We start from the raw sequence: 13,150 nt of genomic DNA, 5'->3' as shown, positions 1-13,150 counted from the left end.
ATGCTTCGACAGGCTAACTTTCAAACAGGGAAACTTGCAAGGTAGCCTGCCTATACCTCGCGGGCAGGCGGGCGTTGTCGTACCCGCCCGGTAGGTTGTGGGCATGCGGATTGCTACCTGGAATGTGAACTCGATCACCGCCCGGCTGCCCAGGCTCCTCGCCTGGCTGGAGAACACCGGGACGGACGTGCTGTGCGTCCAGGAGACCAAGTGCACGGCCGAGCAGTTCCCCGCCGACGAGCTGCGCGAGCTGGGCTACGAGTCCGCGGTGAACGCGACCGGGCGGTGGAACGGCGTGGCGCTGATCTCCCGCGTCGGCCTGGAGGACGTCGTGACCGGCCTGCCCGGCGACCCCGGTTACGAAGGCGTCCACGAGCCCCGCGCGATCTCCGCCACGTGCGGCCCCGCGCGCGTGTGGTCGGTGTACGTGCCGAACGGCCGCGAGGTGGACCACCCGCACTACGCGTACAAGCTCCAGTGGTTCGAGGCGCTCAAGGCGGCCGTCGCGGGCGACGCGGAGGGCTCCCGCCCGTTCGCCGTGCTGGGCGACTACAACGTCGCGCCGACGGACGACGACGTCTGGGACATCTCCCTCTTCGACGGCGCCACGCACGTCACGCCCGCGGAGCGCGCCGCGCTCGCCGCGCTCCGCGGGACGGGCCTGTCCGACGTGGTCCCGCGCCCCCTGAAGTACGACCACCCCTTCACGTACTGGGACTACCGCCAGCTCGGGTTCCCCAAGAACCGCGGCATGCGCATCGACCTCGTCTACGGGAACGCGGCGTTCGCGGGGGCCGTGAAGGACTCGTACGTGGACCGCGAGGAGCGCAAGGGCAAGGGCGCCTCGGACCACACGCCGGTGGTCGTGGACCTGGACGTGTAGCGGCCCGTCCCGCCCCCGGCGACCGGGGGCGGCCCTATCGCTGCAGAGCCCTCAGGTCCACCGCCCGAGCCATCGCGTCGAGCCCCGCGTCCCCGGGGTGCAGATGATCCCCGCTGTCGAACTCGGGCCGCATCCGCGCGGGATGCGCCGGATCGCGCACCACGGCATCGAAGTCGACGACCGCGTCGAAGTCGCCCCCGCTGTCCCGTACGTACGCGTTGACCACCTCGCGCTCCCGGTCGGCCGCCGCCGTGCACAGGATCTCGCCCTCGCACGGAGTGACCGTCGCCCCGACCACGCGAAGCCCCCGCGCGTGGGCGCGCGCGGCGATCTCCCGCAGCCCGGCGACGACTTGGGCCCCGCTGAAGCCGGCCCGGACGTCATTGACGCCCTGGAAGACGACGACCGTGCGGGCCGACGTCTGGGACAGCACGTCACGGTCGAGACGGTGCAGCGCGCTCACGCCGCCCGTGTCCGTGGAGACGCCGTCCCCCGGATAGCGGTCGCCCGTCACGCGGTTCGCCGAGATCCCCTGGTTCAGGACCCCGTAGTGCGGGACCGTGTCCTGCTCGCGCAGTCGCGTGGCGAGCACATCGGGCCAGCGGTGGTTCGCGTCCGGGGTCGACTTCACGCCGTCCGTGATGGAGTCGCCGAGCAGGACGACCGACCCGGGCCCGCCGCTCACGTCGACACCGGTGAGCAAGGGCCAGTACGTGATCGTCGAGGTGTACGAGGCCGGTGAGGCCTCCGCCGCGTGATCGCCCGGCAGGCTCACGTACGAGCGCTGGATCGCCTGGCTGTGCACCGGCGTGGCGGCGACCGCCTCCGGGAGGTGGAAGCTGACCAGCAGGTTCGCGCCGGCCGGCACGTCGAAGCCCACCGGGTCGCTGAACGCCTGCGCTCCCGCGGGGATCTCCGTGCCCGCCGCGCCCCGGAACGTCAGCCGCACGGGCCTGCCCTTGGCGCCGGCGCCCGTGTCCTGCACGGCGACCGTCGCGCTCCCGACCCGCACCGGCGCCGACGCGAACGTGTTGTCGAGCCGGATCCGCACGCGGGGCCCGCCCACGCTGGTGTGCACGACGAGCCGCACCGTGCGGTCCGCCCAGGGCCCGACAGCCGCGTATCCGGCGGTGGACGCCGACCAGGTGCCGGTCCACCCCGGCGCGGGCGAGCGCACCGACAGGGCGAAGACATGCAGATCGGGGGCGCCGGGGTCGCGGGGCAGGTCCACGGAGGCGATCTCGCGGCCCTTGGTGACGGGCACGGTGACGACGTACAGGCTTGTCCTCTCGGCGAGTTGACCGTCGGGTGTGTTGCGGTGGGGCAGCGCCACGGACTTGGTGGCGAGCGGGCCCGTGCGCCAGTCGGGCGCGGCGAGGCGGTAGGTGGAGTGCGAACCGTCCCGGTAACGCACGGTGCCGCTGCCGGCCGCGTCGCCGCCCGTTCCGGCCACCAGGAAGGCGAGCGCGTCGCCCCGGCCGTGCACGCGGACGCGCTGCCCGTCGGCGCGCACGTTGTCGGGCCCGGTCGCCGCCGTGCGCGGCCAGGTGAGGCGGGCACCCTCAACGCCCAAGGCACGCCCGGGAGTCCAGCCGGCCGCCGTCAGGTCACCGGCGGACAGGGAACTGCCCGAGCCGTCGAAATCGGCGTCCTCGGCCCGGTCGTCGGCGCTGACCGCCCTGTTGTCGAAGAGCCGCTCCAGGGGGAGCGGCTCGGGTCTGTGCGGGGCGGCCTGCGCGAGGGCGGTCGGTGCGAAGCCCGTAAAGAGCGCCAGTACAGCTGCCGTTCCCCAGACGCGTCGGCGCACGACCGACTCCCTCCACTTGTGGGTGAGAAGTGACAGGTGCGCCATGAAGCTAAAGAGGAGACAGGTTCGCGTCAATGAGCCGCGTGCGAACGTGGCCCGAACTCTCCGTAACAGGGCTCCGCGCGCCCTGTGGTGCGACGGCCTGCGGGGATGTCAGGGTGATCGGTATGAACATCCCTTTCTTGGACAACTGGCGCAAGAAGCACGGCTCCGCCTTCGGCGTGGCCGTCTTCACCGAGGGTGACGGCGGGGCGGAGGGCGTCGCCGAGCTGCTCTCCGAGTGCGAGCTGCTGCGCTCGCAGGCGCAGGATGCCGGGATCGAACTGGACGACTCCGTCAGGTCGTTGGAGGCGCTCGACCAACTGGTGCCGCGCTGGCGCGAGGACGAGGAAGCGCTGCCGTGGCTCGGCAACGACGCGGGCCTGTACCTGGGTACGGTCCTCGTCCGCCAGGTGCCGGGCGCGGCCTGGGTGATCTGGCCCAACGGGCAGCCGGTGGTGCGGCTCCGCTCGGGCCGTGAGGTCGACGTGGTCGCCGCGGGCCACGAATGGGCGACCAGCGGGGCGCCGGAGCTGTCGCAGTTCTACGCCGAGGCATCGGAGACGTAGAACCGCAAATACGGTTAATGGCCATACGTGCGTGTCGCCGGTCAAGTCCCAAATCGACGTGGATAGTTTGCGCGGACCGACACAGCTGAGAGTGGGCAGGTCTTGCCATGGCCGTCGATCCGTTGATCGAGCTGCGTGACGTCAACAAGTACTACGGGGAGCTGCATGTCCTCCAGGACATCAACCTCACCGTCGGCAAGGGGGAGGTGGTGGTGGTCATCGGCCCCTCGGGGTCGGGGAAGTCGACGCTCTGCCGGACGATCAACAGGCTCGAGACGATCCAGTCGGGGAACATCAAGCTCGACGGACAGCCCCTCCCGGAGGAGGGCAAGGCCCTCGCCCATCTGAGGGCCGAGGTGGGGATGGTCTTCCAGTCCTTCAACCTCTTCGCGCACAAGACGGTCCTGCAGAACGTCTCCCTCGCCCAGATGAAGGTCAGGGGCCGCAAGCGGGACGAGGCCGACAAGCGCTCCCGTGAACTCCTCGACAGGGTCGGGCTCGCCTCGCAGGCCGACAAGTACCCCGCCCAGCTCTCCGGCGGGCAGCAGCAGCGCGTGGCCATCGCCCGCGCCCTCGCCATGGACCCCAAGGCCCTCCTCTTCGACGAGCCGACCTCGGCCCTCGACCCGGAGATGATCAACGAGGTCCTCGAGGTGATGCAGCAACTCGCCCGCGACGGCATGACGATGGTCGTGGTCACCCACGAGATGGGCTTCGCCCGCTCCGCCGCCAACCGCGTCGTCTTCATGGCCGACGGCCGCGTCGTCGAGGACCGTACCCCCGAGGAGTTCTTCACCAACCCTCGCAGCGAACGGGCCAAGGACTTCCTCTCCAAGATCCTCAAGCACTGACGGGGGTGGACCGATCCATGCTGCGCAAGACACGTGTGTTCCGCGCCGTCGCCGCCCTCGCGCTCACCGCCCTGGCCGCCGCGGCCTGCGGCAAGGAGGGCAGCCCGCCGACCAAGGGCCCGTCGGCCGCCCAGCTGCCCAAGTACCAGGTGGCGCAAGGGTTTGAGCTCACCGACTCCAAGACCTGGCGGAAGGCGAAGAAGCGCGGGCACTTCGTCGTGGGGGTCAAGGAGGACCAGCCCTACCTCGGCGAGAAGGACCCGGCCACCGGCGTCTACTCCGGCTTCGACATCGAGATCGCCAAGATGATCTCCGCCTCCCTCGGCTTCGCCCCCTCGTCGATCTCCTTCAGGACGATCGCCTCGGCCAACCGCGAGACCGCCCTGCAGAACGGCCAGATCGACTACTACGTGGGCACCTACACCATCAACGACAACCGCAAGAAGCTCGTCGGCTTCGGCGGCCCCTACTACATGGCCGGCCAGTCGCTCCTCGTGCGCACCGACGAGCACGACATCAACGGCCCGCAGGACCTGGCCGGCAAACGCGTCTGCTCCGCGGCCGGCTCGACCCCCTACCAGCGCATCCAGAAGGACTACCCGAAGGCGGTGCTCGTCGCGTACGACACGTACTCGGTCTGCGTCGACAACCTGCTCACCTATCAGGTCGACGCCGTCACCACCGACGACGCGATCCTGCTCGGCTACGCGGCCAAGGTGCCCGACGAACTCAAGCTGGTCGGCAAGCCGTTCTCCAAGGAGCCCTACGGCATCGGCGTACCCAGGAGCGACAACGCGCTGCGGTTCGCGATCGACACCGCGCTCCAGGCCCGCGAGAACGACGGCGACTGGAAGAAGGCGTACAACGCGACGCTCGGCCTGTCCGGGGTGCCCGCGCCGAAGCCGCCCCCCATCGACCGCTACCCGGCGAGCTGAGGAGGCCTCGTGTCCGTACTGACCAGCAATTTCTCCACCTTCGCCAAGGGGTTCCTCGGGACGGTCGAACTCACCGTCTACGCCTCGGTCCTCGCACTCGTCCTCGGCTTCCTGATGGCGTCGTTCCGGGTCGCGCCCGTCGGATCCTTCCGGGTCTTCGGCACGGTCTGGGTCAACATCCTGCGCAACACCCCGCTGACCCTGCTGTTCTTCGCGGTACTCCTCGGCCTGCCGCGCTTCGGAATCGTCCTGCCCTTCAAGGTGTTCGCGGTCCTCGCCCTAGGCTGCTACACCTCGGCGTTCATCTGCGAGGCCCTGCGCTCCGGCATCAACACCGTCCCCAGGGGGCAGGGCGAGGCGGCCCGCAGCCTCGGGATGTCGTTCGGCCAGACGCTGTCGATGGTCATTCTCCCGCAGGCTTTCCGGTCGGTCATCCCGCCCGTCGGCTCGACCCTCATCGCCCTCGCCAAGAACTCGGCGATCGCCGGGGCCTTCAGCGTCAACGAGCTGCTCGGCACCTACAAGACCCTCAGCGAGCTGGGCTACAACATCATCTGGACGTTCTTCTGGATCGCGGTCGGCTACCTGATCATCACCCTCACCATCAGCGCGATCTTCAACGTGCTCGAGAAGCGCTGGGGAGTTCCCCGTTGAAAGCTCTTGCCCACGACGCCACCGCCCTCTACGACGTACCGGGACCGAAGACCGAGCGCCGGCACCGGCTGTACGGCGTGCTCTCCACGATGATCGTGCTCGGCCTGCTCGCCTGGATCTTCTACCTCCTGTTCGACACCGACCAGTTCACGTACACGAAGTGGATGCCCTTCGAGTACAAGGGCATCCAGGAGCTGCTCCTGCGCGGGCTCGGCAACACGCTGAAGGCGTTCGCCATGGCCGCCGTGTTCTCCCTCGTGCTCGGGACGGCCCTCGCGGTGGGGCGTCTGTCCGACCACCGGCCGGTGCGCTGGCTCGCCACGCTCGTCGTGGAGTTCTTCCGCGCGATGCCCGTCCTGGTGATGATCTTCTTCATCTTCGTGGCGCTGAAGGTCCAGCCGCTGCCCGCCCTCGTCGCCGGGCTCACCCTCTACAACGGCTCGGTGCTCGCCGAGGTCTTCCGCTCCGGCTGCAACTCCGTCGAACGCGGGCAGGGCGAGGCCGCCTACGCGCTCGGGATGCGCAAGACCCAGGTCATGACACACGTCCTCGTGCCGCAGGCCGTACGCGCCATGCTGCCCGCCATCATCAGCCAGCTGGTGGTCGCCCTGAAGGACACCTCGCTCGGCTATCTCATCACCTACGAGGAGTTCCTCCACGCCGGGAAGTCCATCGCCTCGAACCTCGACTACGATTTGCCTTTCATCCCCGTGGTGATGGTGATCTCTCCGATCTACATCGGGATGTGCATGCTGCTTTCGTGGTTCGCCCAGTGGGTGTCCAAGCGCCAGCGGCGCAACCCCAAGGTCGAGGCGGCCGAAGTCGCCCCGGCCGAGCCGGGGACGCTGCTGCCGGGGGCGCAGTAGCAGGGGCTCCTTGCAGAGACCACAGGGCCATGCCCGCCCGGCAGCAGCCGGAGATCACTGCTCGCGCAGGGGGATCGACACGTATGACGGGTCGTCCTTCGGCGAGGAGAAGGTCAGCTGTGCGCCGGTCGGGTTGTGCTCGATATAGAGCGGGTCGACCGTGTCGACGACCAGGGCGAGCCGGTGCCCTGCCGGGACGTCGTAGGCCGTGGAGAACAACTCCAGGTCCACGCCGAACGGAGCGCCGGGTGTCTTGCCGTGGAAGGTGTACGGCGCGTTGCTGACCAGCTTGCCGAGGCCGAGCGGGCCCACGTCGTAGAGGTACGCGACGAGGGTTCCGCTCTCCTTGGTCGGGGTGAGCGTGGTGTGCATCTTCGCCGTCCCGCGCACATGCTGCTCGGACGCGTACTTCTCCGACTGCCACACGCCCGCCCAGCGGCGCGGCAGCAGCGGCACCGAGGCCGTCGGGGGCAGTCGCAGGAACTGGTCGAGGATGTTCGACAGTTCCAGGATCCCTCCGTTGGCGCCCGAGTCGACGTTCGTGTGGATCGTGGTCGTGCCCGCGAGGGCGATCTTCTTCTTCGTCGCGCCGACCGACTTCCAGTCGGGGTAACTCTCGTACGCGCCGGTGGAGCGGGACTTGATGCGGACGGGGAGTTCGCGGTCGACGCCGTTGTCGTCACCTTTGAGGTAGTGGTCGAACCAGCGGTGAGTGTCCTGCCACGTGTCGTTGGGCAGCCCGAGCAGTCCGGTCGCCTCGGCCGTGGCGTGGTCGCCGGGGCGGAACTCCAGGCGCTTGGGGGTGGTGAGCTTCTCGTAGAAGTCCGCGTACTGGTTGGGCGGGAAGATGGTGTCGCCCCAGGCGTTGCCGAGGAGGATGGCGGCGCCGTTCTTGTTGATGCTGTCGAGGTACGTCTCGGGGGAGCGCTTCCTGCCCCACGCGATCATGTCGTCCTCCTTGGCCAGGTTCGAGCCGAGGAAGTCCTTCATGACCTGCTGGAGTTCGGGGCTCGGGCGGCCCGTGAGATAGCCGGCGCCGGAGAGCAGGGCGGCGGCCTGGAAGTGCTGGGTGCGGCCGGAGTAGATCGAGTCGATCAGGTCGCCCCAGCCGCTGAGCGCGGCCACGGCCTTGATGCGCTTGTCGTGCCCCGCGGCGAGCAGGCTGATGCCGGCGCCGTAGGAGACGCCAGCCATGCCGATCTTGTCCGGGTCGGCCTGGGTGTGCGCGAGGGCCCAGTCGATGACCTTCGAGGCGTCCTCGATGTCCTCGGGGCCGCCGACCTCGATCTCGCCGCCCGACTGCCAGAAGCCGCGGGAGTTGTAACTCACCACGACATAGCCGGAGTCGGCGAGCTGCTTGGCCTGGGCGAGGTATTCGATCTGCGGCACGGCCCAGCTCGTGGGGAGCACGACGACCGGGTATCTGCGCGTGGTGTCGGAGGGGGCTACGACGTTGGCCTTCAGGACCGTGCCGCCGGCGCCGCTGATGTCGACGAAGCGCACGCCCGGACCCGGCGCCGCCTGCGCGGCGGGGGCCAGGCCCAGCGCCGCCCCGGCGATCAGGGTCGCGGACACGGCACCAGCAGTGGTCGTACGCAGCGCTCTGCGCGGGTGTCGCGGGTGTCCCACGGGTCACTCCTCACTCGTGTCAGTGCAAAGTGACCCGACGGTAACCGTGGCGTCTTACCGTAGGTAACCCATCGGTAAGTTACGTACGGGTAACGATGTTTTGTTGTTCAACCGCACTCGCGTTCCCCCAGGTCAGGGGCGGATCACTTCGCCCGGTGCGAGGAGGCGCGGGGTGTCGTCGCAGGGGCCGGAGCCTGGGCGGCGCGGGTGACGTCGCCGACCAGCTCGACCACATCGGGGCCGTACGCCTGGGAGTTGACGACCTTCAGGAGGAGCACGAACGCGTTGGTGCCGTGCTTGCGGGCCAGGCGCTCGTGGTGGCGGGCGAGATAGCGGGTGGCCGCCTGGTTCGTGACCGGCAGCTGGCCGCAGAAGAGGAAGACCGGGCGCGAGCCCTGTCCCTGGCCCGCCGTCAGCCGGGCGAGCAGCACGTACTCCGTGATCCCCGGCTCCAGGCGGTAGCGCTCACTGCCTATCTGGAACGCGCCGCGGTCGGGGCCCGGCTCCGGGTCCGTGTTGACGCGGATGCCCGGCAGGAGGCTGTGCATGTGGGCGGCCATCCGGCGGTTCGACGCCGGTCCGCCCACGCAGAACTCAGTGCGCTCCCCGAACCCCTGCTGGGCCGTGTCGTGCGCGATGACCTGCGCGTGCGCCCCGCAGTCCTTGATGATCGCCGAGAGTTCGAGCAGGGCGAACACGTCGTGGCGCTTCACCGTCAGCTCGGGGCCGCCCGCGTCGCGGTTGACCACGAGGAGCGACTCGGAGTTGTCGGGTAGCCCGAAGAAGGCCTGCCTGCGCCGGAGTTTGCGCTTCCACGAGTAGGTGCGGGCGAGCCAGCCAAGGGCGGCGCAGATCCCGGCTGCGATCACGCCGAGGACGATGTTGCGCACGTCTTCCGTCATGGGGGCGCATGCTAGCGGGCGGACGGATCCTTGTTCGAGGGGGTCCTGACGGTTCGCGGAACTGAAGTTACGCTGCGCGGACGGCTGTTGACTGGAGGTACGGATGAGACGTCCTGTTGCGCGGAATCTTTCGGGTTTGGCCGTTGCTGCGGTGCTGGTCACGGTGGGTGCGGCCGCGCCCCCTACGTCTTCGTCGGGGGCCGCCGGCGCCGCCGGCACCGCGTCCGCGCCCAAGGTGCCGCTGGCAGTCGGCTACGGCGGCGCGGTCTCCAGCGTCGACGCGGACGCGTCCGCCGCCGGGATCGAGGTTCTCCGCAAGGGCGGCAACGCGGTGGACGCCGCTGTCGCGACGGCCGCGGCGCTCGGTGTCACCGAGCCGTACTCCGCGGGCGTCGGCGGGGGCGGCTACTTCGTCTACTACGACGCGAAGACCCGCAAGGTGCACACGATCGACGGCCGCGAGACGGCCCCCCTCACCGCGGACTCCGGACTCTTCCTGGAGAACGGCAAGCCGCTCGACTTCAACGACGCGGTGACGAGCGGCCTGAGCGTCGGCACGCCGGGCACGCCCGCCACCTGGCAGACCGCGCTCGACACCTGGGGCAGCGAGCGGCTCGGCTCGGTGCTGCGGCCCGCGCAGAAGCTGGCGCGGGACGGGTTCAAGGTCGACGACACGTTCCGCTCGCAGACCGAGGCGAACCAGGCGAGGTTCAAGGACTTCCCCGCCACGGCGAAGCTGTTCCTGCCGGGCGGCGCGCTCCCCGTCGTCGGCTCCACGTTCAAGAACCCCGATCTCGCCCGCACCTACGAGGAGTTGGCGCACGACGGCGTCGGCGCCATCTACCGGGGCGACATCGGCGCGGACGTCGTGCGCACCGTGAACAAGCCGCCCGTGGACCCGGCGTCGGGCCGGGTCGCGCGCCCCGGCAAGCTGTCCGTCAAGGACCTCAAGGCGTACGGGGCGAAGCTTCAGGCCCCGACGAGGACGTCGTACCGCGGGCTCGGCGTCTACTCGATGGCGCCGTCGTCCTCGGGCGGGACGACCGTCGGCGAGGCGCTCAACATCCTTGAGCGGACCGACCTTTCGAAGGCCACGCAGGAGCAGTATCTGCACCGCTACATCGAGGCGAGCCGGATAGCGTTCGCGGACCGCGGGCGCTGGGTCGGCGACCCCGGCTTCGAGGACGTACCGGCGAAGGAGCTGCTCTCGCAGCGGTTCGCCGACTCGCGGGAGTGCCTCATCAAGGACGACGCGGTCCTGACGAGCCCGCTGGCGCCGGGCGACCCGCGTCACCCGGGCAAGTGCGGTGAGGCGGGCGACAAGGCGGCCCCGACGACCTTCGAGGGCGAGAACACGACCCATCTGACGGTCGCCGACAAGTGGGGCAACGTCGTCGCGTACACGCTGACGATCGAGTCGACGGGCGGCAGCGGCATCACGGTCCCGGGCCGTGGCTTCCTGCTCAACAACGAGCTCACCGACTTCTCGTTCGCGCCGGCCAGCCCCGCGGTCCACGACCCGAACCTGCCGGGGCCCGGCAAGCGTCCGCGCTCGTCGATCTCCCCGACGATCGTGCTCGACCGGCACAACCAGCCCGTGGTGGCGCTCGGTTCGCCCGGCGGCGCGACGATCATCACGACCGTCCTGCAGACGCTGACCGGCTTCGTCGACCGCGGGCTGCCTCTGGTGGACGCGATCGCGGCGCCCCGCGCCAGCCAGCGCAACGCGGCGGCGACCGAGCTCGAACCGGGCCTGTGGGACTCGCCGGCGAGAGCGCGCCTGGAGGCGCTCGGCCACGTCTTCAAGCAGAACCCGGAGATCGGCGCGGCGACGGGCGTGCAGCGCCTGAAGAACGGCAAGTGGCTCGCGGCGGCCGAGAAGGTGCGCCGCGGCGGCGGTTCGGCGATGGTGGTGAGGCCTGCCTCCGGCGGCTGACCGAACGTGGCCTGAGGGGCCCGTGGGCCCGCCTGTTGACGTGCGATCGACGTCAACTGGCGGGAGCCGCGGGCCTCTTGGCGTATTCGAGGGGTTGACAGGTACCTGCGGTGGCACGAGATTTGGCCTCCGAAGGTAAGGAAACTTTCCTAACAGAAGGGTCCCCCCACGTGCGTACCCGAACGCTCGCCCTCACCGCCTCCGCCGGAGCCGCGCTGCTCGCGACGGCTCTGCTCCCCACGAACGCCACAGCCCGCGAGAGCGGCCCCCAGCGCGCCCAGGAAGGCACCGTCAGTGCGGCCGACCTCCTCGCCAAGGTCACGTCCTGCTCGCAGATATCGAACGGCAAGTACCGCACCGACGAGGAGACCTCGGCGACCGTGCCGGTCTGCGGCAAGAACGGCGCGGTGTTCTGGAAGGCCGACATGGACATCGACTGCGACGGTCAGATCACCACGCAGTGCAACGCCGACACCGACCCCTGGTTCCAGGACGACACGGCCTTCCACCAGTCCAACGGCAAGCCGCTGACCGCCGAGAACCTCCCGTACGTCGTCGTGCCCAGCTCCAGCAGCATCTGGAACTACGCCGGTGCCGGCATCAAGGGCGGCGGCGTCGTGGCCGTCATCTACAACAACAAGGTCGAGTACGCGGTCGTCGGCGACACAGGCCCCGACAAGATCATCGGCGAGGCGTCCTACGCCACCGCGAAGGCCCTCGGTGTCGATCCGGACCCGGAGACCGGCGGCACGGACTCCGGTGTCACGTACATCGTGTTCAAGAACAACCAGGCGTCCCCGATCGAGAGCCACGGCGCGGCGGTGACCCTCGGCGACTCCCTGGCGAAGAAGTTCCTTCAGGACAACTGAGTCGGGACAGCTGAGTCAGGGCAGCTGAGTCAGGACGGCTGGGTCAGGGCAACTGAGTCGGGACAACTGAGTCAGGGCAACTGAGTCAGGACGGCTGGGTCGGGGCGGGCGCGCCTTGCTCAGAGCGCCGTCAGGATCCGCGGCCCCGCGTCCGTGATCGCCACCGTGTGTTCGGCGTGGGCGGCGCGGGTGCCGTCTCCTGTGCGCAGGGTCCAGCCGTCCGGGGCCGCGTAGTAGTCGTCCATGCCGCCGGCGATCACCATCGGCTCGATCGCGATCACCATGCCGTGCTTCAGGCGCATGCCCCGGCCCGCCCGTCCCTCGTTCGGGACGGCCGGGTCCTCGTGCATCTTGCGGCCCACGCCGTGCCCGCCGAAGCCGTCCGGGATGCCGTACCCCTCCGCGCGGCACACCTTGCCGATAGCGTGGGCGATGTCCCCGATCTTGTTGCCGACGACCGCCGCCGCGATGCCCGCCGCGAGCGCGCGCTCCGCCGTCTCGATCAGGCGTACGTCCTCGGGGCGCGCCGTGCCGACCGTGAAGCTGATCGCCGAGTCGCCGACCCAGCCGCCCAGTTCGGCGCCGAAGTCCGCCGACAGCAGGTCGCCGTCGCGCAGCCGGTATCCGTCGGGGATGCCGTGCACGATCGCGTCGTTCACCGACGCGCAGAGGACCGCGGGGAAGGGGGTCGGGGCGAACGAGGGGCGGTAGCCGAGGAAGGGGGAGCGCGCGTCGGCCGCGCGCAGGACGCCGTGCGCCACCGAGTCCAGCTCCAGGAGCGAGACCCCGACGGCCGCCTTCTCGCGGACCGCCGCGAGCGCCTGGGCCACGACCCGGCCCGCTTCCCGCATCTCGTCGATCGATGTGTCTGTCTTGAGTTCCACCATGCCAATTACAATACCGGTATTTGAATGGGGGTTCTGCCAGTAGACTGGGCGCATGGTCCGAACCCCCCTGACCCCCGAAGAGCGCGAGCGCGGCGAGCGGCTCGGCATGCTGCTGCGCGAGGCCCGGCGCGGGCGGAGCATGGTCGAGGTCGCCGCGAGCGCGGGACTGTCCGCCGAGACGCTCCGAAAGATCGAGACCGGCCGGGCGCCGACCCCCGCGTTCTTCACCGTCGCGGCTCTGGCCCGGACCCTCGGCCTCTCCATGGACGAGATCGTGGCGAGCTGCTCGCTGGTGACCGTCTAGCTGGTGACCGTCCAGCTGC

13 protein-coding genes are annotated in these 13,150 nt (G+C 69.8%); 9 read left to right on the top strand and 4 right to left on the bottom strand.

What is annotated here, in order from left to right; translation table 11 throughout:
- The first annotated feature begins 103 nt into the window (after nucleotides 1-103).
- A complete protein-coding gene (locus AC07EJ_RS19235; RefSeq protein WP_478884583.1) occupies nucleotides 104-883 on the top strand; it encodes an exodeoxyribonuclease III in 780 nt (259 codons plus the stop codon).
- A gap of 34 nt (nucleotides 884-917) precedes the next feature.
- Here AC07EJ_RS19235 and AC07EJ_RS19230 read toward each other — a convergent pair whose 3' ends face one another.
- Nucleotides 918-2,690 carry an SGNH/GDSL hydrolase family protein gene (locus AC07EJ_RS19230; RefSeq protein WP_478884582.1) on the bottom strand — a complete coding sequence of 591 codons (1,773 nt, stop codon included), beginning with the start codon at nucleotides 2,688-2,690 and terminating at the stop codon, nucleotides 918-920.
- Between the two features lie 167 nt (nucleotides 2,691-2,857).
- Between AC07EJ_RS19230 and AC07EJ_RS19225 the strand changes: the two genes are divergently transcribed.
- The 5 genes from AC07EJ_RS19225 (at nucleotide 2,858) to AC07EJ_RS19205 (ending at nucleotide 6,604) form a co-directional block, all read left to right on the top strand.
- Entirely contained in the window at nucleotides 2,858-3,298 is a 441-nt protein-coding gene (locus AC07EJ_RS19225) for a DUF6278 family protein (protein WP_389489237.1), read from the top strand.
- Nucleotides 3,299-3,405: 107 nt separating this feature from the next.
- On the top strand, nucleotides 3,406-4,149 hold the full coding sequence (locus AC07EJ_RS19220) for an amino acid ABC transporter ATP-binding protein (RefSeq protein WP_389489233.1): 744 nt from the start codon (nucleotides 3,406-3,408) through the stop codon (nucleotides 4,147-4,149).
- 17 nt (nucleotides 4,150-4,166) lie between these two features.
- Nucleotides 4,167-5,084, top strand: coding sequence for a glutamate ABC transporter substrate-binding protein (locus AC07EJ_RS19215; protein ID WP_393586336.1), 918 nt, complete (start codon nucleotides 4,167-4,169; stop codon nucleotides 5,082-5,084).
- Between the two features lie 9 nt (nucleotides 5,085-5,093).
- On the top strand, nucleotides 5,094-5,738 hold the full coding sequence (locus AC07EJ_RS19210) for an amino acid ABC transporter permease (protein WP_389489229.1): 645 nt from the start codon (nucleotides 5,094-5,096) through the stop codon (nucleotides 5,736-5,738).
- Nucleotides 5,735-6,604 carry an amino acid ABC transporter permease gene (locus tag AC07EJ_RS19205; RefSeq protein WP_393586334.1) on the top strand — a complete coding sequence of 290 codons (870 nt, stop codon included), beginning with the start codon at nucleotides 5,735-5,737 and terminating at the stop codon, nucleotides 6,602-6,604. The genes AC07EJ_RS19210 and AC07EJ_RS19205 overlap by 4 nt, the downstream gene beginning before the upstream one ends.
- 54 nt (nucleotides 6,605-6,658) lie before the next feature.
- On the opposite strand, the gene AC07EJ_RS19200 is transcribed toward AC07EJ_RS19205, so the two are convergent.
- Together AC07EJ_RS19200 and AC07EJ_RS19195 are read right to left on the bottom strand one after the other, a co-directional pair.
- Complete coding sequence (locus tag AC07EJ_RS19200) at nucleotides 6,659-8,233, bottom strand: alpha/beta fold hydrolase (RefSeq protein WP_389489224.1); 1,575 nt, start codon at nucleotides 8,231-8,233, stop codon at nucleotides 6,659-6,661.
- 143 nt (nucleotides 8,234-8,376) lie between these two features.
- Complete coding sequence (locus AC07EJ_RS19195; protein WP_389489221.1) at nucleotides 8,377-9,135, bottom strand: hypothetical protein; 759 nt, start codon at nucleotides 9,133-9,135, stop codon at nucleotides 8,377-8,379.
- A gap of 103 nt (nucleotides 9,136-9,238) precedes the next feature.
- Here AC07EJ_RS19195 and ggt point away from each other — a divergent pair, with 103 nt between their 5' ends.
- Nucleotides 9,239-11,071 (top strand): gamma-glutamyltransferase, encoded by a 1,833-nt coding sequence (ggt, locus tag AC07EJ_RS19190; protein ID WP_389489219.1) that lies wholly within the window; start codon nucleotides 9,239-9,241, stop codon nucleotides 11,069-11,071.
- A 170-nt stretch (nucleotides 11,072-11,241) separates the two neighbouring features.
- Nucleotides 11,242-11,940, top strand: coding sequence for a glycoside hydrolase family 75 protein (locus AC07EJ_RS19185; RefSeq protein ID WP_389489217.1), 699 nt, complete (start codon nucleotides 11,242-11,244; stop codon nucleotides 11,938-11,940).
- Between the two features lie 119 nt (nucleotides 11,941-12,059).
- Here the strand turns inward: AC07EJ_RS19185 and map are convergent, their stop codons facing one another.
- A complete protein-coding gene (gene map / locus AC07EJ_RS19180; protein ID WP_389489215.1) occupies nucleotides 12,060-12,827 on the bottom strand; it encodes a type I methionyl aminopeptidase in 768 nt (255 codons plus the stop codon).
- A gap of 52 nt (nucleotides 12,828-12,879) precedes the next feature.
- Here map and AC07EJ_RS19175 point away from each other — a divergent pair, with 52 nt between their 5' ends.
- The gene (locus tag AC07EJ_RS19175) at nucleotides 12,880-13,131 is read left to right on the top strand and encodes a helix-turn-helix domain-containing protein (RefSeq protein ID WP_362898448.1); all 252 of its coding nucleotides are present in this window, start codon (nucleotides 12,880-12,882) and stop codon (nucleotides 13,129-13,131) included.
- Nucleotides 13,132-13,150 lie beyond the last annotated feature (19 nt).

The organism is Streptomyces sp. NPDC045026, assembly GCF_056432625.1.
Note: the sequence above shows the minus strand (reverse complement) of the source record. Positions and strands in the feature narration are given on the sequence as shown.